The 21538-nt window shown below is 63.8% G+C and carries 16 protein-coding genes; 7 read left to right on the top strand and 9 right to left on the bottom strand.

Going from position 1 to position 21538, the window contains the following annotated elements:
* Positions 1–18: 18 nt before the first annotated feature.
* On the top strand, positions 19–630 hold the full coding sequence (locus GGC65_RS21995) for a TetR/AcrR family transcriptional regulator (RefSeq protein ID WP_192649103.1): 612 nt from the start codon (positions 19–21) through the stop codon (positions 628–630).
* A gap of 2 nt (positions 631–632) precedes the next feature.
* Here the strand turns inward: GGC65_RS21995 and GGC65_RS21990 are convergent, their stop codons facing one another.
* The 3 genes from GGC65_RS21990 to GGC65_RS21980 form a co-directional block, all read right to left on the bottom strand.
* Complete coding sequence (locus tag GGC65_RS21990; protein ID WP_192649102.1) at positions 633–2660, bottom strand: alpha/beta hydrolase family protein; 2028 nt, start codon at positions 2658–2660, stop codon at positions 633–635.
* A complete protein-coding gene (locus tag GGC65_RS21985; RefSeq protein WP_192649101.1) occupies positions 2657–4696 on the bottom strand; it encodes a prolyl oligopeptidase family serine peptidase in 2040 nt (679 codons plus the stop codon). Before GGC65_RS21985 ends, GGC65_RS21990 begins: the two co-directional genes overlap by 4 nt.
* A gap of 107 nt (positions 4697–4803) precedes the next feature.
* Positions 4804–5301: a hypothetical protein gene (locus tag GGC65_RS21980; RefSeq protein WP_192649100.1), complete on the bottom strand. Its 498-nt coding sequence runs from the start codon at positions 5299–5301 to the stop codon at positions 4804–4806.
* A 165-nt stretch (positions 5302–5466) separates the two neighbouring features.
* Here GGC65_RS21980 and GGC65_RS21975 point away from each other — a divergent pair, with 165 nt between their 5' ends.
* Positions 5467–6657: a helix-turn-helix transcriptional regulator gene (locus GGC65_RS21975; protein ID WP_192649099.1), complete on the top strand. Its 1191-nt coding sequence runs from the start codon at positions 5467–5469 to the stop codon at positions 6655–6657.
* A gap of 131 nt (positions 6658–6788) precedes the next feature.
* Here GGC65_RS21975 and GGC65_RS21970 read toward each other — a convergent pair whose 3' ends face one another.
* The 3 genes from GGC65_RS21970 to GGC65_RS21960 all read right to left on the bottom strand — a co-directional run bounded on the left by GGC65_RS21970 (position 6789) and on the right by GGC65_RS21960 (position 11838).
* On the bottom strand, positions 6789–10073 hold the full coding sequence (locus GGC65_RS21970) for a TonB-dependent receptor (RefSeq protein ID WP_192649098.1): 3285 nt from the start codon (positions 10071–10073) through the stop codon (positions 6789–6791).
* 152 nt (positions 10074–10225) lie between these two features.
* The gene (locus GGC65_RS21965; protein WP_192649097.1) at positions 10226–11284 is read right to left on the bottom strand and encodes a FecR family protein; all 1059 of its coding nucleotides are present in this window, start codon (positions 11282–11284) and stop codon (positions 10226–10228) included.
* Entirely contained in the window at positions 11281–11838 is a 558-nt protein-coding gene (locus tag GGC65_RS21960) for an RNA polymerase sigma factor (protein WP_192649096.1), read from the bottom strand. Before GGC65_RS21960 ends, GGC65_RS21965 begins: the two co-directional genes overlap by 4 nt.
* 204 nt (positions 11839–12042) lie before the next feature.
* On the opposite strand from GGC65_RS21960, the gene GGC65_RS21955 reads away from it, so the two are divergent.
* Positions 12043–14946 carry a M16 family metallopeptidase gene (locus GGC65_RS21955; protein ID WP_192649095.1) on the top strand — a complete coding sequence of 968 codons (2904 nt, stop codon included), beginning with the start codon at positions 12043–12045 and terminating at the stop codon, positions 14944–14946.
* 141 nt (positions 14947–15087) lie between these two features.
* Here the strand turns inward: GGC65_RS21955 and GGC65_RS21950 are convergent, their stop codons facing one another.
* Positions 15088–15735: an HD domain-containing protein gene (locus GGC65_RS21950; RefSeq protein ID WP_192649094.1), complete on the bottom strand. Its 648-nt coding sequence runs from the start codon at positions 15733–15735 to the stop codon at positions 15088–15090.
* Between the two features lie 106 nt (positions 15736–15841).
* Positions 15842–16486: an HD domain-containing protein gene (locus tag GGC65_RS21945; protein ID WP_192649093.1), complete on the bottom strand. Its 645-nt coding sequence runs from the start codon at positions 16484–16486 to the stop codon at positions 15842–15844.
* 233 nt (positions 16487–16719) lie between these two features.
* On the opposite strand from GGC65_RS21945, the gene GGC65_RS21940 reads away from it, so the two are divergent.
* A complete protein-coding gene (locus GGC65_RS21940; protein WP_192649092.1) occupies positions 16720–17700 on the top strand; it encodes a GlxA family transcriptional regulator in 981 nt (326 codons plus the stop codon).
* A gap of 53 nt (positions 17701–17753) precedes the next feature.
* On the opposite strand, the gene GGC65_RS21935 is transcribed toward GGC65_RS21940, so the two are convergent.
* Complete coding sequence (locus GGC65_RS21935; protein WP_192649091.1) at positions 17754–18665, bottom strand: LysR family transcriptional regulator; 912 nt, start codon at positions 18663–18665, stop codon at positions 17754–17756.
* A gap of 106 nt (positions 18666–18771) precedes the next feature.
* On the opposite strand from GGC65_RS21935, the gene GGC65_RS21930 reads away from it, so the two are divergent.
* From GGC65_RS21930 to GGC65_RS21920, 3 genes are all read left to right on the top strand, one after another.
* On the top strand, positions 18772–19947 hold the full coding sequence (locus GGC65_RS21930) for an alkene reductase (protein ID WP_192649090.1): 1176 nt from the start codon (positions 18772–18774) through the stop codon (positions 19945–19947).
* Positions 19948–20032: 85 nt separating this feature from the next.
* On the top strand, positions 20033–20752 hold the full coding sequence (locus GGC65_RS21925) for an SDR family oxidoreductase (protein WP_192649089.1): 720 nt from the start codon (positions 20033–20035) through the stop codon (positions 20750–20752).
* Between the two features lie 73 nt (positions 20753–20825).
* A complete protein-coding gene (locus tag GGC65_RS21920) occupies positions 20826–21470 on the top strand; it encodes an HD domain-containing protein (protein WP_225940959.1) in 645 nt (214 codons plus the stop codon).
* Positions 21471–21538 lie beyond the last annotated feature (68 nt).

Here is a 21538-nt window from a genome sequence, read left to right as displayed (position 1 = left end):
AGACAGAACGGAACCCTCATGGCCGGACGCACGCCGAAGAATAGCGTGGAAGACTGGATCGCCGCCGGACAGCGCATGCTGGTCGACGACGGCATCGCCGGCCTGAAAGTCGACCGGCTGGCGAGCCGCCTCGGAGTGTCGCGAGGTGGCTTCTACCATCATTTCGGCGACCGGGACGACTTTCTCGACCGGTTGATTGTCCATTGGGAGGCGACATGCCGCTTTCTCCCCGACGCACTGCCGCCCGCAAAACCGGGGCAGGCGGCCGCGTGGCTGGATGCGACCATCGATCGGCTGATCGAAGCCGACGGCTATGATTATCATTTCGACCTCGCGATGCGCGAATGGGCCCGCACCGACAAGCGCGTGGCCTGGGCGGTCGAGCGCGCCGATCGCGAGCGGCTCGAAACGCTGGGGAAATTCTTCGAAGCGATCGGATATCAGGGAGAACATGCCGCGACCCGCGCGCGTATCTTCTACTACCATCAGATCGGCTACTACGCGATCGGTGTCCGGCAGAATATCGCCGAGCGGCGCAAGAATGCCCGTCTGTATATGGATATATTGTGCGGCGAGGACGCTCTTCTGGCAGCCCGATCGGCACCGCCGGGCCGCGCCCGCGCAGCCTGAGCTCAGCCCGGCGGCATATGCTTCAGGAACCAGCCCATTTCGCGGGCGGTGAAGTCGAAGATCGCGGGCATGGTACGGACACCGTGCCCCTCGTTCGGATAGGTCACGAGCGCGCTCTCGACGCCCAGTGCCGATATTGCGCGGTGGAATTCCAGCGCCTGCTCCGGCGGCGTGATGTGATCAAGCCCGCCGCAGATGTTGAGCGTCGGTGTCTTCACGCGGGCGGCATGATGGACCGGGCTATGCGCGAAATATTTGCCCGCCGGGTTGCTGACATGATCGGCGAGGAACATTTCACAGAAGGACGGCACGTTGCAGGTGAAGTGGAGGCTGACCCAGTTGGCGATCGGCGCGACCGGGACGGCTGCCGCGAAACGCTGATCCTGCGTGATCAGCCAGTTGCTCATATATCCGCCATAGCTGCCGCCGGTGACCCCGATGCGCTTCGGATCTGCGATGCCCGCCTCCTCCAGCGCGTCGAGCCCCGACAGATAGTCATGGGTATCGGCCCCGCCCATGTCACCGAACACATGACGCGCGAACGCCTGCCCGCGCCCGCTCGATCCGCGCGGATTGGGCTGAAACAGCGCATAGCCCGCCGCCAGCGCCATTTGCGCAAAGGCCGAACGTCCGACGTAGAGCGGCCGCGTGTACCAGACCGGGCCGCCATGAACCTGCATGATCAGCGGATGCGGCCCCTCCCCGTGCGGCGTGATCAGCCAGCCGTGGATGTCGAGCCCATCGGGCGCCTGCCAGCGGAAGTCGCGCGCGGTGCCGAGCGGCGCGACGATGGCGTCGGTCTCGGGCGAGCCGAAACGCCGGATCTGGCGTTCCTCGCCATCCTCGAATGCGAAGAGCGTCGGGGGGACGAAGAAGGATTCGGTCAGGAACAGGAAATTTGCGGGATCGGCCCCCAAAGGCGCCACTTCGGGAAACATCGTGCCCGACGGCGTGCGTTCGTGCCCTCGCCAGAGCTCGCGGCTGGTCTGCAACCGCGTGTCGAGCAGGCCGACGATGGTGTTCGGGCCCTGCGCCCCGACGAAAAGCAATCGGTCGTCATCACGCCAATGGAGCTGCACGACATCGGCATCGAGCGTCGCCGGACAGCTAAGCGCGCCGCTGGCAACGTCGATCAGTCGCACGTCGCCCGCCACTATATCCCGGTCACTACACACCGCCTCAACCACGGCGACGGTTTCACCCGATGGCGAGACCGCGAGCCAGCCGAGCTGGTCGGCGGGCGTGTACAGCGAGCGAACGACATCGCCGCCGACCGCGATCAGCCGCACGTCGGCGGTGTACCACCAATTTTCCTCGGGCTGGTCGGAGCAGATGGCGGCGATATGGTCGGTCCCGCACCACGCCGCCTGCCAGATATTCACGCCCGCCGGCGTGACCCGCCGCGCACTGTCCGCCGCGACATCATAGAGCCAGATGCTACGCCATGCGGCCGCTTCCGGCCCACCCTCGATCACTGGCGCCCAGTCGGGCTGGTTCGAATTCGCCGCATCGAGGCCGATCGCCATCGCCCCCTGCGCGCCGGCCAGATCAGAGCCATATCCGGCGACGCTTAGCAGGATCTTCCTCCCGTCGGCCGACCACTGCAGCGCCTCGACGAAGCCGTCGACCGGCGCGACCACGCGATCGGTGCGCGTTTCCAGATCGAAGATCCGCACACGGTTGACATGCGCCTGTTCGCGGTCCGACAAAAATGCGATCGACCGCCCGTCGGGCGAGTATTTCGGGGCGCTGTCGGATCGCGGGCCATGGGTGAGCGTCTCCATTTCGCCGGAGGCGAGGTCGACCAGCACAAGCCGTGTCGTCGATCCGCCGTCGCGCGACGACAATCCTTCGAGCGCGTCGCAGATCGAGGCCGCGGCGACGGCGTGCCGCCCGTCGCGGCTCGCCATCAGCTGGCCGAGCAGCGCCGCCTCGCCCGTCCCCGGGCGTAACCAGGCCGCGGTCAGCGTTTCCGCCTGCTTGAACAGCGGATCGTTGCGGAGGTCCGCGCGGGTCGCCACATCGGTCATGCACGCGGTCCCGCGGCTTTCACGCCAAGCTGGTCCATGGCGAAGGCGAGCCATTCGCCGTTCCAGCGCGCGCTGCTGGCAGGGTCGATCGTGCCATGACCGGTATCGCGCCAGACGCGGAGGTGGATCGGCCGATCTCCGGTGTTGGCCTCGTCGAGCCGCGCGGTGAATTTGCGGCCATGGAAGGGCATGCAGCCCAGATCCTTTTCGCCGAATATCTGATAGACAGCAGGATAGTCCACGCCGTCGCGGACATTGTGATAGGGCGACCAGCGCCGGATGCTGGCAGCGTGCTCGGGCTCGTTCGGATCGCCATAATCCTCGAAAAAGATCGCGCGCACACCCGCGACTGTTGGCGTGTCGGGCAGCGGTTCCATCATGTCGTAGATCGGAACCGTCGGCACGACGGCGCGCCACAGATGCGGTTGCTGCACGATCGCCACGCCGGCGAGGAGGCCGCCGTTACTGCCCCCCATGAAGACCATCTTGTCGGGAACCGAAACGCCATCGGCGATCAACGCCTCGGCCACCGCCTCCAGATCGTCGAACGTGTTCTGCTTGGCGAGCAGCCGCCCGCCATCGTGCCACGCCTTGCCATATTCGCCGCCGCCGCGCAGCGACGCCTGCACGAAGACGCCGCCCGCCTCGATGAAGGGAACGTGCGTCGCGGGGAAGGATGGCAGCTGCGACAGGTTGAAGCCGCCGTAGGCGTAGACGAGCGTCGGTTGCGGACGCGCCAGATCGACATCGCTGCGGCGCACGATGAAATAGGGAATGCGCGTGCCGTCGCGGCTGGTCGCGAAACGCTGTTCCGCAATCGTATCGGCCATCCGGTGCTTCGCCTCACCGATCTGGCGCAGGTCGCCGGTTTCGGGATCATGGATGAACAGGGCGGAGGATCGGGTGAAGGTCGTATGCGTCAGTGCGAAGACATCGGTGGGGCGCACCGCCCGTTCGGTGAGCATCGACTGCGACGACCCGGGGTTTTCGAGCGATAGCGTCTCGACGAGCCGGCCGTCGAGATCGAATACCCGCACCCGAAGCGACACATCGACAAGGTCGCCGACATAGAGCCGCCCGCCGACCAGTCCGGCCCAGCCGATGAAGCCCTCGCCCTCCGGCACCAGCTCCCGCCAACTGCCCATATCGCGTGACGTCGCTGCTGGGATCGCGACCACGCGCCCACGCGGCACGCCGTTGTTGACGCGCGCGACATAGGTTTCGCCGTCGATCCAGCCGCCGTCGCATTCACCTTCGAATCCATCGGGCAGGAAGGGCGTCGCCTCGAGCGTTTCGAGATCGAGATGGACCAGCGCGACATGCTCGTGCGGCTCGGTCACCACAACGCCGCGGCGGCCGTCGGGCGAGACCTGCAGCGTCAGCCCCGAATGCTTCGCCGCGACGAGATGCTCGGGCAGCGTCACTGCCGACCGCTCGGTCGCGCCCTCGGCAACGGGCACGAAACGAAGCTCATGCACGCCTTCCGTCGTGCGGCCGTCGATCCAGAAACCGCTTTCGTCGGGCAGCCAGCCGGGCCGCGCGCCCGAATAGAGGATCGCGGCGGTGTCGAGCATATGCCGCCCCGTTTCGGTTTCGTAGACCGACCATCGGCCCATCATGTCGCCGTCCGCGCCCCACGCCACTGCAACAAAACGCCCGCGCGGCGACGGCTCCATGAAGGCGAGCATCACATTGCCGCCGCCGTTCGCCTGCGAAATGGCGTTCCTCGACAGCACCGTTCGCCCCGGACCGTCGGGCTCGTCGCTCGCGCGCAAGAGCTGGTCGCCGTCCTCCTCGGCATAACCGAACCAATAAGGCCCCCGCTTGCGCGGCACGAAATAGCCGCCTGCGTCAGCGAGTTGCAGCAACCGATCGCGCACCGGGCCATAGTTCGGCGACGCCTCGGCGGCCTCGCGCGCGATCCGGTCGCGCTCCCACTGCCACTCGAGGCCCTCGGGCGTATCGTCCTGCAGATGCGCGAAACGATCTTCGAAGGTAACGCCACCAATCGTTTTCTGGACGGGTTTGGCTTGCATATCTGGGTATCTCCGGAATCTCGAAAAACTCTAGTTGCCGCCCGCGGCGATGCCATTCGCGAGCGGACAAATTGCTTCGGCGATCTGCTGGAATCGATGCGCGCGGATCAGGCGTCCGCCTCGACCCGCGCCTTGATGGCGGTCAGATAGGCAAGAAGATGCGTGTCCGCGCCCGCCGTCATCTCGGCGAGCGTTGCCGCCATGCCGGCCCGTGCATCGCCGGCAGGCATATCGACCGAAAGCTGCGAGTGGCAATCGATCGCATAGCGCGTGCCGCCGTCGATCTCTTGCGCATGATAGGTCGCATAAACTCGCATGCCGCCGGGAACCGACAGATAGTCGGCCATGGCGCTCAACCGCCGTGCCGCCTCGTCGCGCTCGGTAATATGGACAACCCGCTCGTCGACCACGCCATTCTGCTCGAAACGCATGCGATAGCCGCCTAACACCGCCGCCGGATCGTCGAGCGACGCGACCGTGCCATGTTCAAGGAATTTCTTCGCCTCGACATAGTCGTCGAGGATGGCCTGCCATACGGCGTCGGCCGGCGCCGCCATATCCATGGCGACATGATTGACCATCGTCGCGGATATCGTCCCGGACATGCGTTCCACCTCTCTCTTTGGGGACGTGCCGGTAGCGGTCGCCGGGTCGTCCCGATGGGCCCCGTTCGTCAGGGCAGAGAGCCATCTAAGGCGATGGCTGGACGAGCTCCATTTGATAACGTACAATAGTGTATGGTGATCGGCCAAATGTCGACGGAGCAGATGATGGATCGCGACAATTGCGGAACCTCCAAGCTGGCCCCAGCACCCGGCGCCCGGGTCCACGCCAAGCCCCGTACGGTCGCCAGCCGCCGCCGCCCGCGCCGCTTCCCGGTCGCAACGGAGGCGCTGCAGCCGGTCATACTCGACCATCAGATGGACGATTATTCGGTCGAGGCGGACGGTCGCGATCTCGATATCGAGATGTGCACCTCGCTCGGCGACCCGCGCCATTTTCGCGTTCAGGGTTCGACTGGCGATGCCTATGGCTATTATGAATATTGCCGACTGGAAGAGGGCTTTTTCGCCTATATCTGCGACGCCACCTATCTGGTGCCGCTTCCGATATCGATCGTCGCAGAAAATATGATCCGCGTCCGCGTCGCCAGCGACGGTGACGGCGAATATGCGACCGCCGATGGCGAACTGCTCGACCTCAAGGGGCCGAGCGCGTCGATCGTCATCGAGCCGCCGGGGCAGCAACCGGCGGTGGCGGTGTCGGCTGGGCATAACCTGTCCGCCGAAGTCTATGTCCACCGCGACATGCTCGCACGCCTCTATGCCCGCGACGATCATGAACTGCCTGCCGTCCTGCAAGCTTTCGTCGGAGGCAATCTGCGGCATACGGTCGCGCGCCGCCTGGCGCTGAGCCCGCAGATCCTGCGCGCGCTGGAGGATCTGCGAGGATGCACGCTCGAGGGGCGGAGCCGGCGCCTCGTCATCCGCGCGAAGGCTATCGAGATATTGTGTTACGCCATCGAAGCGCTGGCGCAGGATGAAGAAGGCAGGGGCGCGCCCGAAGCCTCGAAGATTGCCGCAAATGGCGTATTGAAGGCGCAGCGGCTGCTGGCGGAGAATTTCGTGACCCCGCCATCGCTCGACGACCTCGCGCACAAGGTCGGGATGAGCCGCAGCAGCCTGTGCGCCGCGTTCCGCCAGATCGTGGGGCGATCGGTCTTCGACTATATCGGAGACCTTCGGATGCAGCAGGCACTGGCAATGCTGAACCGGCAGGACGCGACGATCGCCGAAGTCGCCTATGCCGTGGGATATGGCCACCCATCCAGCTTCTCGGTTGCCGTCCAGCGGCGCTTCGGCACAACCGCCAGCGAGCTCCGCCGTCGGGGACTCGCTCCCACATTTGAGCATCGACCCGCCGCAATCGACCCACCACAGATACCTGGCCGGAAATGCTAACAATTTGGAGAAGGGCGAGGGACAGTCGTCTGCTTTCAAATACCGGTCGGCCGCTGTCCGCATGTTTGACCGAAAAAATGTTGAAACAAGTAGCGAGTACCCGGCGGGAGGCCCGCCGGGCACTGCCCGGATCACATCCGCTGCGTCAGGCTGAGGAAGAAACTGCGTAGCCGCGGATCGCCGTAGGGCGCGTAACCTGACGTACGGGTCACGTCGATCGGCGGCCGTTTATTGAAGATATTGTTGATCCCGGCGCGCAATTCGGTTCCGGTCGGGAGAGAAATGCTGCCGAACAGGTCGAAGAAAGTCGAGCCCGACACGCGGTTCGCACCCTGGTTCAGCACGATCGGATATTCGCCTGTCGCGTCATCCTTGTAGCGCAGATAATAGCCGCTCGTGTGCCGCGCGCGCGCCCCGATGCTCCACCGCTTCGTCGAATAATTGGCGGTCAGCGTCCCGCGGAACCGCAGGCTGTTGCCGATGCCTGTAATATTCTGGGTGGTGACGATGCCGTCCTCTTCGAAAACGGCGGAGGCCGGCGTGACCTGGCTTTTCAGGTCGAGAAGCAGCGTTCCGCTTCCCGTGACACTGAACGTGCCATCGCCGATTTGCGTCTGGTAATCGGCCGAGAAATCGACCGATTCACTCTGGCTGAGCGAGAGGTTCGTATACCGCGCATCGATGTAAACGATCTTGCCGACGCCGAAGGGATCGCCCGGTGCGGGCGCCGCGCGGGTAAAGCGTTCGGGGTGCGCCGCATAAAAGGATTCGAACGCCTCCTGTTCCTCGGGCGTGTTGGCGAACAGCAACCTGCGCGGATCATAATAGGCATTCCGGATCGTGATCCGGCTCCAGTCGGCCCGCAACGTCAGGCCGGGCACGAACCGCGGCGTCAGGATCGTGCCGAAGGACCAGCTTTTCGATCGCTCCGGGTCGACGTCGGGATTGCCGCCCGTGACGCCGTTGAGACCGCGAAAAAGCCCGAAGAAATAGGTCTCGCCGATCAGTTCGCCCCCCCGCTCCGGATCTCTCACGCTCGTCGAGATGAAATTCGGGACATCGGGCGAAATGGTGAACGGCGGCGGCGGGTCCGCGACCAGCGCCGAGAGGTACGGGGGCTTATATCCGGTCGAATAGCTCCCGCGAAAGGCGATGTCGGGCGTGACCGACCATTTCGCCGCGATCACGGGATTGGTGGAATGGTTCTTGGTCGTAATGTACGGGATCGTAACCCCCGCCGGCGGGCATGCGCTGGCACGCTGCTCGGGCGTCAGATAACCCACGACATTGGCAAGACAGGTGAAGGTCGTGTTGGTGCCGACGCCGGTGTAGCGATCATATCGACCGGACAGACGCAGTTCGAATTCATGCACCAGTGGCACCTTGTTGTCGGCGCCGACGACGGGCAGGACCAGTTCCCCGAAGGCGCTGTTGGTAGAAATGCTGCGCCCCGGCGAATAGCTGATGCCCGATCCGAAGGGCGGGCTGCCCGGCCCGTCGTTGAAAAACACATTGTCGCCGAACCATTGTTTCCGCGTTTCGGCGACGAGCGTGACGACCGGCTTGCCGCCCGGAAGGCGCGCAAAGCCGATCGGGCCGGCCAGCTTGAACGTATAGGTGGTGGCGGTCGATTTTGACGGCGCCTGCTCTGCAAACCGGCCTTCGGGATCGAGTTCGGGCTCGATCGGATAGGCCAGCGTATCGCGGAACATGTCGAGCTGCCCGGTTTCGAAGAGCTGCCGGAAAGGGCGCGAAATCTGTTTGGTTCCGCTATGCGTCGTCGTTGTTGCCCAGCTCTTGCTGAAATCGAAATTCGCCTGCCATTTGTAAGGCAGTTTCACGATCAGCCCGCCGATAGCCTGTTTGTTTTCCATCACCGATTTGAAGGTGTCATAGCCTTCGGATGGAAAAGTGATGGTGATAACCTGATTGAACGGATTGAGCGGGGAGCTCGGATTCAGCTGGAAATTGTCGGGCAAAATCCCGGTCAGCCCCTGCGACGTATAGCGCTGATAAGACCCTGACCCGTAGATGGAGAGCCAATCGGTAATTTCTCCGCGCGTCGAAAGCGAGACGTTGACGCCCTCGCTGCCCCCCATGAGCGGCGACCGGTCGCCCGGAATCAACCCACCCGAGGTCCCGGGCGCCGGATCGATGCTGACCTTCCCGGCATTGGCGAGAAGCGCCGCGCCAAGCGCCGCATTGCCCTCGATGGCACGCCCCTGGAAGCCGGCGGGAATGAAGCTCACCCGCGAGTTGAGCGCCGTGACGCCGTTCACGGCATATTGCGGCTTGAGCGTCAAATTGGTGTCGCTCAGGATATTGGGCAGGCTTGAAAAGAGGAGGCCGCTGTTCGGATTCGTCGAATCGAAATAGGCGGGATTGTTGTCGAGAATATATCTGACGCCCTCCTGCACGAACGGACGGTCGCCAGCAAATAGCGGATCGGTCTTCTGCCAGTTTGCGCTGAGCGTCACCGAGAATTTATTGCGGAGGATCGGCCGAGTATAGTTGGCGCTGACGCGGCGCTCGATGGCGTGCCCGTCGGTGGTGCCCCCGACATATCCGGTAACCTCGAAACCCTTGAAGTCGCGGCGCAGAATGACGTTGATGACGCCGCCAACGGCATTGCTGCCATATTGGCCGGCGGCCGACGAGGCGAGGACCTCGACGCGCTCGATCTGTTCGATCGGGATGCCCATGATCGAGGATTGAACGAAGCTGCCGTCCCCGTTGTTGGGGTCGGCGATACGGCGCCCGTCGACGAGGATCAGCGTGCTGTCGAGGCCGAGACCGCGCAGGTCGATCCGTGAATCGCGCGCGCTGCGCTGACTGGCCGTCGTAATGCTGGTGTTCGCGCCCAGAAAGTCGCGGAAAAAGCTGTCGAGGTCGGTCGCTCCGGACCGCTTGATGTCTTCGCGCGAAAAGACCGTATAGGGCTGTGCCTCATCCTTGCCGCGCGGGATGTCGGTGTTCAGCGACCAGCTCCGCTGGCCGACAACCAGGATTTCCGGGATGTTCGCCTGCCCGTTCACATAGCCCTGATCGGCACTCATGTCGGAAATGATCCGCTTCGCCTTATCGAGATTCGCCTTGCTGGTGCCCGAGACGACATAGGAGCCGGCGCTCACGCGCTTGAAGGTGAGCCCGCTGTCCTTCAGCAGCCGGGTCAGTGCTTCCTCGACCGTCATCCGGCCGCGGAGCGCCTTGTTTTTCCGGCCCGACACGCTTGCTGGCGGGAAGACGACTTGCACATTTGCCGTGCGGCCGAGGGCGATGAGCGCGTTGGAAAGCTTGCCCGCCGGGAGGTTGATATTCACCTGTCCGCCGGGCGCCGCTTCCTGCGCCGCCGCCGCGACGATGCCGCCCGGCATCACGACAAGCGCCGCCGCGCCAGCCGCAAGAACGCACCGCAAAATCTGAACTCTTGTCCGCACCCCAGTCATCGACAGATCCCCTCTCCTGAAGATTGCGAGGCGCGTTTTCTCGCCTCGAACCCCCAGACGCAGTGCCGACGAAAAACCCCATCCAGTGTGCAAAAAAATTGCAACATGGGCGAAACACAAGTTCAGGGCGTGTGATACAATTCCACTTCGCCGCGTTCATTCTTCCGCGCCGCAACGGGCAGCATCGCACCGACGAGCGCCGTGAATGCATCGGCATCCCCGGTTTTGACGATGCCGCTGATCCGCATGTCGGCGACGCGCGGGTCGCGTACTACAATCGGACTAGCCGAATAACGGTTGAGCTCGGCGATCGCATCGCCGATCGGCGCATCGTCGAATTCGACGAGCGACTGTCGCCAGAGGAGCTGCTGCTCGACATCGACGCTCTGCACCACGGGCGCGAGCCCGGTGGCCGAGGAGAATTGCTCGCCCGGCGCAAGAAAAGTCGGCGCGGGAATTTTCGTGACCACCGCATCAGCAGCAGTCTGCTCGTCGACACGGACGCGCCCGCGCAGCAAGGTCACCCGTAACCGGTCCTTGTCGAGCCGCACCTCGAACAGCGTGCCGAGTGCGGTGACCTTGCGCCCCGCGACAACCACCGAGAAAGGACGATCGGCGGCATGCGCGACGTCGAACAGCGCCTGCCCGCGCACAAGCCGCACGAGCCGTTCGCGCGCACCATAATCGACCGCTATCTCGGTGCCGGTATTGAGCGTCACCTTCGAGCCGTCGGCCAGCGTGACGGTCCGCTGTTCGCCGACCGCGGTTTTGTAAACGGCCCGCCCCGCGGCAGCGCCTGTCCCCGCGTCGGCGACCTGCGGCGGCGTGCCGGGCAAGCGCTGGCCCACCTCTCCCGCCTGAAAGACGATGAGCGCCGCCACGATCGACGCAGCGAGCGCGCCACCCGCCCACGGCATCCAGCGCCGGCCTGCTGCGGCGGCATGCCCCTGCGCTTCCTCGCGCAGCGCCGCAAGCTCGGGCAGATCGGCATCGAGGCCATCGAACACCCCCATCGCGTCGTTCGCCCGCCCGAAGGCGGCCTCGTTCGGCGCCTCGGCCAGCCATTCGTCGAATTCGGCCAGCTCGGCCTCGTCCAGGTCGCGGCTGTCCATGCGCACCGCCCACTCGGCGGCCCGATCCTCCGGCGTCGCGGCGCCTCCCGGAACCAGCTTCAACTTCATATCCTGTCGTCCATGCCCTTCGCGAGCTGGGCCACGGCGCGCTCCATATGCTTCTCGACCGCGCTTACCGAAATCCCCAACCGCGTCGCAATTTCCTGATATTTCACTCCCTCGAGACGTCTCAGCACGAATATGACCCTGGTACGTTCAGGCAAGGCCTGAAGGATTTGCATGGCGCGCGCAAGGCGCTCCCTTTTTGCCAAGACGTGCTCGGGCGAAAAATCCACACCTCCGTGGACGGATTCGTCAAATTCTTCATGAGCATGGCTCTGCCGGCTTCCGCTCTTGCGGAGATGGTCGGTTACGACGCTTTGCGCGACCCGGAAAATATAACCCTTCGCATTTTCGATCGAGTCGAGTTCGCCGCGCTGGATCAGTCGCTCGAACACTTGCTGGACCATATCCTCGGCAACCGCGCCGTCGGAAATACGGCTGGAAAAGAAACGCAGCAGCGGGCCGCGATAGGCGCGGTGCAGGCTGTCTATAGCCGTATTTTCGCGCGTATGCGTCACCTGGTCCGATCCGCTTCCCACCCTATTGCCGACGATCGTCATAATGATGTCGCAAATCGGGGTCGCGTCAAGCCGCCTTGCAGTAACGTCATTTCATACGCACCTGCCGGGACGTCGGCCCACCGATCTAAATTCCGGATCGGGATGGGGTTTTTCACGCACGCTGCGTCTTCTGGTCCGGAAACGTTTCGCAGCCCCGCAAAGCCGGGCGCGGGACGCATCGTCCGGATCATGAGGGAGTAGGGAATGAAGCTTTCATTGCAGTCGCGGTTGTCCATCGGCGTGTCGCTTGCCGGTCTCGCGCTGGCAGCGCCGCTGGTATCTCCGGTCACGGCACAGCAACTCGCCGGGGCAACGGCGCCGTCGCAGCCTTGGGCACATGAAGCGAGCGACATACCCGTCGACCGCGACATCCGCTTCGGCCTGCTGCCGAACGGGCTACGCTACGCGATCATGCACAATGCGACGCCCAAAGGGAAAAGCTCTCTGTGGCTGCGTATCGACGCGGGATCGCTGATGGAGAAGGAGAATCAGCGCGGCCTCGCCCACTTCATGGAACATATGGCATTCAACGGGACCGAGAATATTCCGGAGAATGAGCTGATCCACAAATTGCAGCGGCTGGGGCTGCAATTCGGCGCCGACCTCAATGCCGGGACGACCTTCGACCAGACCTTCTATCGCCTCGACATGCCGAAGAATGACGAGGAATCGATCGATACCGGGCTCCACGTGCTGCGCGAGCAGGTGTCGGCTGCGCTGATGGATCCCAAGGCGATCGACGAGGAACGCGGCGTCGTCCAGGGCGAGGACCGGCTGCGCAATTCGCCGGCGAACATCATCGGGCTGAAGCTGTTCGACGCGATGGGCGCCGGCACGCTGCTCCCCAAGCGCATGCCGATCGGCGACATGGAGGTCATCCGCACCGCGCCGCGCGAACGTTTCGTCGAATATTACCAGCAATATTACCGCCCTTCGCGCGCAACGGTCGTCGCTGTCGGCGATTTTGACGTCGACGCGATGGAAGCGAAGATCAAGGCGCAGTTCGCCGACTGGAAACCGCGCGCCGCCGACGGCGCCGAACCCGAACTGGGCCAGATCGTCCCGCACAGCCTCGAAACGCATGCCTTCGTCGAGCCGACATTGAGCCCGTCGGTATCGATCAACTGGATCCGCGCGCCCGAAAACAAACCCGACACGCTCGCCAACCGGCGCGACGATGTCGTGAGCGATCTCGTCATCGCGGTGCTCAACCGGCGCCTCGGCGAAACCAGCCGCACCGACAACCCGCCCTTCCTCTCGGCGCAAGGTAGCGGTCAGGAGGCCTATCGGACCATGCGCATGGCGTCGATTTCGGGCACTTTCGTCAAGGGCAAGTGGAGCGAGGCCCTGTCGGGCATCGACCGGGCGGCGCGCCAGCTGACCCAATATGGCGTGTCGGAGGCCGAACTTAACCGCGAAATCAATTCGCGCCGGACGAGCTATCAGGAAGCGGCGAAAGCGGCGTCTACACGCAATACGGTCAACCTGGCGGGGCAGATGGTTTTTGCCGTGAACAATCGCACGGTGTCGACCTCACCCGCGACGGACCTCGAAATTTTCGAGAGTGCGGTAAAGGGCCTCACCGCCGAAAAGGCGAGCGTGGTCGCCAAGACCATCTTCGCCGGCGAGGGGCCGATCGTGTCGCTGATGTCGCCCGACCCGGTTGCGGGCGGCGACCTCGCGCTCCGCGAAGCTTATGATGCATCGGTCAAGCTTGCGGTCGCGCCGCAACCGACAGTGGCGCCAAAGAGCTGGGCCTACACCGACTTCGGCACGCCCGGAAAGGTCGTGAGCACCAGCCGGCCCGACGTGCTCGGCGCGACGACCTATACCTTCGCCAACGGCGTGAAGCTGAGCGTCAAGCATGTCGATTTCGACAAGAACCAGATTTCGGTGGGCCTGTTGACCGGGATCGGCGAGCGCAATTTTTCGCCCGACAAGATCGATCCGCGCGCCGTCGCGCTCGGCGCGGTCACCTCGGGAGGCCTCGGCCGGATGACCGTCGACGATGTGACGCGCGCCTTCAACGGCAAGCGGGTCGGTGCCGGCCTGTCGACGCTTGGCCAGCGTTTCCTCCTGTCGGGCGGGACGCGGCCCGAGGATCTGCAACTGCAGATGCAATATATGGCCGCAATCATGACCGACCCGGCGCTCCGGTCGAACGAGTTCGACAAGGCGATCGCGTCGGCACCGATCGGCTGGACGCTCGCCCATTCGTCGCCCGACGGCGTTTTCGGGGTCGAGGGCAATCCGCTGATCTCGGGCGGCGACCAGCGCGTCGCCTTCGCTCCGCCCGAAGTCACGAACAGCTGGAAGCTCGAGCCGCTGCGCGACGATGTCCGCCGAATGATCGCCAGCGGTCCCATCCATATCGTCGTCGCGGGCGACATGAACCCCGACGATGCGGTGAAGGCAGTAGCGTCGACCTTTGGCGCACTACCGCCGCGGCCCGACTACAATGCACCCGCGCCGGGTTCGGACCGCCGCTCCTTCGGCACACCGAACAAGGAGCCGGTGCTGTTCACGCACAACGGCCTCAAGGACCAGTCGCTCGGCAGCGTGACCTGGCAGACCAGCGACGTCATCGGCAAGAATGGGAAGCTCTCGCGACAGCTTTCCGTGCTGAAATCGGTCATGCAGCTGCGCGCCAACGACGTCATCCGCGAAAAGGAAGCGCTCGCCTATTCGCCGCGCGTCGGCGAATATTATTCTCCCGACTATGCGGGCTTCGGCACGCTGCAGTCGACCGCCGCGACCTCGCCCGACAAACTGCCGGCCTTTTATGCCGCGATCGATGCGATCGTCACCGATCTGCAGACCAACCCGATCGGTATCGACGAGCTCAAGCGCGCGCGCGAACCGATGATCGAACATAGTCGCCAAAGCCTGAAGACCAACTATGGATGGTTCCGGCTGATGCTCGGCGCAGCGTACGAACCAGGCTCGGTCGACGACGCGCTCAAGGATATCGAAGTCTATGAGGCGGTGACGCCCGAGCTGATCCAGCAGCTCGCCCGTCGATATCTCTCGGTCGACAAGGCAATCCGCATCTCGGTCGTTCCCTCGCCCGAGGCGAAGGATTCCAAGGCACTTGCCAGCGGCAAGTAGAGCCCGGAAGTGTCACGCGGCGGAACTCCCGGTCCGCCGCGTGACACGACACCCGGTCAGATCGAGCGACCGCCACGAGAGTCTCGGATTTTCGCCTCTGACAGGAATTGCCGGGCAAATTAATGTCGGCGGCTACGGATGTCAGCCCCGCCAGCGAGAACCCAGGATCGCACTGCACAGGTCGATCCGCCTGAACTGCGGATCCCTGAACGCCAGAATATCATCGTTGAACGTTCCAAACGTACTATCGGGACGGTGTTTCATCCCCTGATAGAAGGCGTCGATGATTTCGTGCTCAAAATCGGCTTCGCGCGGCCAGGCGGCAACGACGGCGGCGCGTTGCGCTTCGGGGAACGCATCGTAGCCGCGGCCGGCCACATCCATCCCCGCCCCCGCCTGCACAAGCGTAATCTCGGGGCGCATGAATTCCGGAATACCGGGAGTCGTATGGAGGGCGACCGCATTCCATACGATCTCGATATCCCGTTCCGGAATCCCGCGTTGCCGCAGAAAATCACGCGCCGCATTGGCGCCATCGACCTCGAAACGCAAATGGCTGTGCCCGTACCGTTCGGTCAGACCGATATCGTGGAACATCGCAGCCGTATAGAAAAGCTCGGGATCAAAGCGGAGCGCGTGGCGATTGCCCGTAAAGGCACCCCAGAAATACACGCGTACCGAATGATGGAAGAGCAGGTCCGTCTCGATGTCCCGAATAAACTCGGTTACCTCGCGTGCGAGTTTGCTGTCGGGGATGCTGACCCCGCCGATCTCTTGAGAGCTGTTCATTGCTGTTCCTTCAGTATCCGACGGCCGCCTGCCGGTGCTTCCGAACGGAAATGCCGAACCCGGCACACGCCGCGTTCCCGGCGAGTTGGAAGAATTGCCCCCGGATTTAGATCGGCCACGCCGATCCGAGGATGATCGAGCAGAAATTGCCGCGCACGAAATGTTCGGGATCCTTCAGCGCAAGCACGTCCGCCTTGACGTTGCCGAAGGTCGTCTCGGGCTTTTTGATGATCCCTTGCGCGAAATGCTCGATAATGCCTTCCTTGAAGTTGGCTTCGCGCGGATGGTGCGCGCAGACATGGTCGCGCTGCTCGTGCGTGAAATCATGGTACGCGATGCCGAGCACGTCCATCTCGACTCCTGCGGTCGTCAGCGCAATCGTCGGACGCATATGTTCGGGGACGCCCGGGGTCGTGTGGAGTGCGATCGCTGTCCAGACATCCTCGACCTCGCGCCCGGAAATGCCATGGCCCTCCATGAAAGCGCGTGCGGCATTGGCGCCGTCGACCTCGAAACGCAGGTCGGCACTCGAGTACGCAGGGGTCAGTCCCATGTCGTGAAACATGGCGGCGAGATAGAGGAGTTCGGCATCATATTTCAGGCCGCGGCGGTCGCCGGTGAGCGCCCCCCAGAAGAAGACGCGGCGGCTGTGATTGAAGAGCAAATCGTCCTCGGTGTCGCGGACGAGTTGGGTCGCGGCGCGCGCGATCGCGCTGTCGGGAACGCGGATTCCGGCGATGGCGTCGGTCATGATAGCTCCTTTCTTCAGGGCAGGGCTCCGCCATGACGGGAACCGCCTTTTGCGGGACCGAATGCGCGGATTCGAGAGGACCGCGTCGGCGGCGTGGAGGATGGGGATACGCCGACGCAATCCCTGCTGCGTTTTTGGGCGCAAAGCCCCATGGTCGCAACGCGCGCGCGGCGCCGAATCGGGACAAGCAGCCGCCGGATCGGGCCAATTGAACGAAGAAGACGATCAGGGTGATGCAGAAAGTCGCAATCGCAATCCATGATGGCGTGCAGGCGCTCGATGTCGCGGGGCCGCTCGATGTATTCGCCGAAGCCAATATGTTCGTACCCGACGATACAGGCTATGAAACCATGTTGGTCGGGGCGACGCGCGATCCCGTTCGTACGTCGAACCGGACGCAAATCGTCGCCGACCTGACTTTTGCGGAGGCGACCGGTGGCTTCGACATCCTGCTCGTCGCTGGCGGTCCGGCATTGCCCGATGCCGACCCCGATCCCGCGATGCGCGCCTGGCTCGAACGCGCGCCTTCGCGTGCCGGCATCTACGGATCGATCTGCACCGGCGCTTTCGCGCTCGGCGAAGCCGGGCTGCTCGATGGCAAGCGCGTGACCACACACTGGCAAATCGCGCAAAAACTCGCCGACCGTTTCCCGGCCGCAACGGTCGAGCATGACCGCATCCACTTGCGCGACGGCCGCCTCGTCACCTCTGCGGGGGTTACCGCAGGGATCGACCTCGCGCTCGCGCTGGTCGGCGAGCGCCATGGGCAGGCGGTCGCGGTTGCGGTCGCCAAGCGGCTCGTCGTCGTGGCGCAGCGGCAAGGCGGGCAATCGCAGTTCAGCCCCTATCTCAGCGCGCCGGCGGATCCTGAATCTCCGGTCGCGCGTGTTCAGCATCACGTGACCCGCAACCTCGTCGCGCGGCATACGCTGGAGAGCCTTGCAAGGGAGGTCGGCATGAGCGCGCGAGGCCTGTCCCGCCATTTCGTGCAGGAGACAGGGATTACGCCGCATGAATTTGTCGAACGCGCACGCATCGATGCCGCGCGCGCCATGCTCGAGGGGAGCGAGCGCGCATTAAAGGCCGTTGCGTTCGATTGCGGATTCGGCACCGCCGACCGCATGCGAACGATTTTCACCCGGCGGCTCGGCCTGACCCCTCATCAATATCGCACAAGCTTCCTGGCCGCGCCCAATATGCGCGGTGGAAAGTAACACAGTTTTGCAGCACGCGAGCCACCTAGCATCTCGCAGCGGAACAAGTTCACCTATGTGATCGCGCCCGATGCCTCGCCCGCCCACCGGGACACACCGTCTATAATGACACGCATCTTGGCCGGCAGTGTCCTTGTGCCCGGCCAAAGGAGATTGATCGGAAGTTCCCCGCCGGAAAGCCCGTCTAGGACCATCTCCAAAGCCCCGCTCCGAAGCTCCTCCTGTACCAGCCATGTTGGAAGCTGGGTGAGCCCGCACCCGGCCTTCGCGGCCATAAGCACCGCCTCGAAATCCTGAAGTTCATGCTTGACGCGAAGAACCTGCCGTGCCGTCGAGCCGTCGGGCTGTTTCACCAGCCAGGCGATACGATTGCCCCGCCGTCGACCCGCGATGCAGTCATGGTCCGCGAGATCGGCAGACGATCGGGGAACGCCCCGCCTAGCGAGATATGCGGGGGCGCCGACGATCACCATATGCTGGACACCGATCCGGCGTGCGAGGAGATCGCTTGCATCGTCGAGATGACCGATACGCACGGCCAGGTCGATGTTTTCGCTGACGAGGTCAACGCGCCGATCGGTGAAGCTGACGTTGAGATTCAGCCCCGGGTAGCGTTCCGCCAGTTCGATTAACACGGGCATGATGTGGCGGCGGCCGAACGCCGTGGGCAGATCGATCCGTACCTCGCCCGCGGGCGTGTCTCGCGCCAGCATGAGAGCATTTTCCCCGCGACCGAGCTCGTCGAGTGCCGCAACGCAATGCTCGAGCCACGCTTCTCCGGCCGGCGTCAAGGTCAGGCGGCGCGTTGTCCGGTGAAGCAGTTTCATCCCGAGCCGCGCTTCGAGCCGCGACACCGCCCTTCCGATTGCCGATTTCGTCGCGCCCCGCTCCGCGGCCACTGCCGTGAAACTTCCGAGGCGCGCCACAGCGACAAACTCCGAGATACCGTCGAACCGCGCATCCATATATTTGTAGCTCCATGCGCAACAGTGAGTCGATTTCGAACCATCTAATAGCAGTTCGGAGCGGAATTATATCCGCCGGACTATCAATTGGCCAACGGAGCGTCTCATGAATTCCCTTTTCGATCCTTATGATCTGGGCCCTGTCCATCTCAAAAGCCGCATCGTCATGCCGCCGATGACGCGGACGCGGACGTCCGAAGGCGCCCTTCCCACCGATGGCGATGTCCCCAATGCGCTGATGGCCAAATATTACGGCCAGAGGGCCGGCGCCGGGCTGATCATTTCCGAAGTCAACGATGTCGATCAATCCAGCCACGGCTATGCCCGCATCCCGGGAATCCATTCCGAAACCCAGAAACAAGGCTGGCGCGTGGTCACCGACGAGGTCCACCGCCAGGGCGGCACTATCTTCATGCAATTGTGGCACGTCGGCCGGCTTGCCCATTCGTCGATCCTGCCGAATGGACAGACGCCGGTGGGCGTGACCGGCGAACGCGCCGAGGGTTCGGAAGTGTTCGCGCACGGCGCCGACGGCCGGCTGCGCTTCATGCCGGTCGAGGCGCCACGCGCGCTCGCAACGGACGAGGTCGCAGCCATGGTGGAGACCTTCGCCAAGGCCGCCGCAAATGCGCGGGAGGCTGGGTTCGACGGCGTCGAAATCCATGCCGCCAACGGCTATCTGATCGAGCAGTTCATGAACTCGGTCCTTAACACGCGCACCGACCGCTACGGCGGCGGCGATATGGAGGATCGCACGCGCTTCCTGATGGAAGTCGTCGATGCAGTCGTGGCCGAATTCGGTCCGGGACGGATCGGTGTTCGCCTGTCTCCGTTCGGCAAATATGGATCGATGCCGTCCGATCCGCTCACCGAGGAAACGTTCCTCTACGTTGTCCAGCAATTGGGGCAACGCGGCGTGGCCTATGTCCATCTGCTCTACGAGCTGCTGCCCGATGGGAACATGGAGTCGGCGGAGTTCAAGCCGCGTCATCTCGACCACGCCTTGCTCGCCAAGGCCCGCGCCGCATTCCCCGGGGCCTTCATCTGGTGCGGCGGTTTCACCGATCGCGAACAGGCTCAGGCCTCGCTCGACACCGGGCTGGTGGACCTGATCGCCTTCGGCAGGCCCTATATCGCTAATCCGGACCTCGCCCAGCGCCTCGAGAATGGCTGGCCTTTGGCCGTGGCGGACCGCTCGACCTATTACACGCGCGACGGCGAGGCCGGCTACACGGACTTTCCGGCCCACTCGAACGATATGGCCAACAGCAGCGCCGCCTGACCATCGACGGGTCGAGCAGGGCGTGACCCGGAGCGGCCCTCGCCCTGCCCGCTCGCTTCCACTTCTGATTGAATTGGCAAACATCATGACAAAACGGACTTTTCTCGTCACCGGCGCGAGCAAGGGCATCGGCCGCGCGCTCTCGGTGCAACTTGCCGCTGCCGGGCATCATGTCGTCGGCGTCGCTCGCGGCAAGGACCCCACTTTTCCGGGTACGCTCGTGTCGGTCGATCTCGGTAACAGCAAGGCCGCAGCGGAAGCATTTTCCGACCTCGCACGGCAGCACAGCTTCGATGGCGTGGTGAACAATCTGGGGCTGGTTCGGATGCAGCCGCTCGGCGACATAGCTCTCGACGAGCTCGACGACATATTGCGCGGCAATCTCCACCCGACGATCCAGACGGTCCAAGCCGTCCTGCCCACCCTTCGCGAGAAGCGGTGGGGGCGCATCGTTAACCTGTCCAGCATTGTCGTGATCGGGATCGCGCAGCGCACCGCCTATGCCGCCGCCAAGGCCGCGATAAACAGTTTCACGCGCACCTGGGCGCTCGAACTGGCGGAGTCCGGCATCACCGTCAATTCGGTGGCGCCCGGCCCGGTGGAAACCGAGATGTTCCGCCAGAATACCCCCGCGGGCAGCGAGGCGGAGCGCCGCTTCCTCTCGCAGATCCCCATGCGGCGCCTCGCCAAACCGGAAGAAATCGCGACCGCCATCGCCTTCCTGCTCTCGGAAGAGGCTGGCTACATCACTGGGCAGACGCTGTTCGTCGATGGCGGGGGATCGACGGGAAGAATGGCGATCTGACCACGGGTCGATAGCCACGTATTACATGATTTTTGCAGCTTCCGGGGCACTTCAAAGGAAAGGAAACCGCCAAATGATGTTCGGTCACACGATCGCCGGGATTACGGTTCCCGACAGCCAATTGGCGCGCACAGCGACCGAATTCGTTCGGGACCGCGAAACCGAATTTCTCTTCCACCACTCGCTGCGCGTCTATTTTTGGGGTGCACTCACCGGCAAGCGCCGGGACCTGACGTTCGACGCCGAGCTTCTGTATGTGGCCGCGCTGTTCCACGATCTCGGGCTGACGCAGGAGCATCGGGAAAGCACCCTTCGCTTCGAAGTGGACGGCGCCAATGCGGCCCGCGATTTCCTCTGGAGCCACGGCCTTCCGGAAGACGATATCGAAAAGGTGTGGCTGGCGATCGCGCTCCACACCACGCCGGGCATACCGGGCCACCTGAGTCCCATCGCCGCATTGACCGCCGACGGGGTGATGATGGACATCGTCGGACTCGGGTTCGACAGTTTCAGCAACGACGAGCGGAACGCGGTCGAGGCCGTCTATCCTCATCCTCCGCAATTCGCCGAGAATTTCCTCGACACGCTCTACTGCGGCCTGGCGCATCGGCCCGACACGACCCAGGCCACCGGGCTGGCCGACGTCGTTGCCGATAAGGATCCGCATTTCCATCGCCGGAACTTCTGCTCCCTGATGCGCGCGGGGCCTTGGCCCTGAAGATCACCTTCACCGCCGACTGACTTCGGAATAGGGGAGTTATGGTGCAACCGATCGCCTCCAATGAA

This window comes from Sphingopyxis sp. OAS728 (genome assembly GCF_014873485.1).
GTDB lineage: Bacteria > Pseudomonadota > Alphaproteobacteria > Sphingomonadales > Sphingomonadaceae > Sphingopyxis.
The sequence above is the reverse complement of the archived record's forward strand: the minus strand, read 5'-3'. Positions and strand labels throughout refer to the sequence as shown.